Annotated in this window: 1 pseudogene; it reads right to left on the reverse strand. The window is 74.1% G+C overall.

Features of this window, described 5'->3' with window-relative positions:
• A pseudogene (locus tag EEB19_RS26570) lies at window positions 1-303 on the reverse strand (hypothetical protein); the annotation flags it as partial.
• Window positions 304-410 lie beyond the last annotated feature (107 nt).

Genomic DNA, 410 nt, shown 5'->3' on the forward strand with positions numbered 1-410 from the left:
CGACTTGGCCGTGCCGGGCTCGCCCACCAGCATCAGGCCGCGGCCGGTGGCCAGCGTCACCAGCATGCGTTCGATGCCCGCCACGGGCGCGACGATCTTGGGCGCGATGCCCAGCGCCGCGTCGCCGAGGATGAAGCTGCGCGCGGCCCGCAGGCCCATCGACCAGCCGGGCGGGCGCGGGGCGGTGTCCTGGGCGCGCAGGCGCTCCAGTTCGGAGGCGTGGAGGATCTCTGCGGGCGGGCGCTGCAGCGGAGCGCCGGCTGCGGCATCGCCGGAGGGTGCCGGTTTGCGGGAAGTGGCCATATGGAATCGGGGGTCGGAGAAGTGGGGGAGCGGCTGCGCACGGCGCCCATCAGGCGCGCAGTCCCTCCATGTCGCGGATCAGTTCGCTCGCGGAGATGGCGTCCAGC

This window comes from Gordonia sp. OPL2, from assembly GCF_003797825.1.
Lineage (GTDB): Bacteria > Actinomycetota > Actinomycetes > Mycobacteriales > Mycobacteriaceae > Gordonia.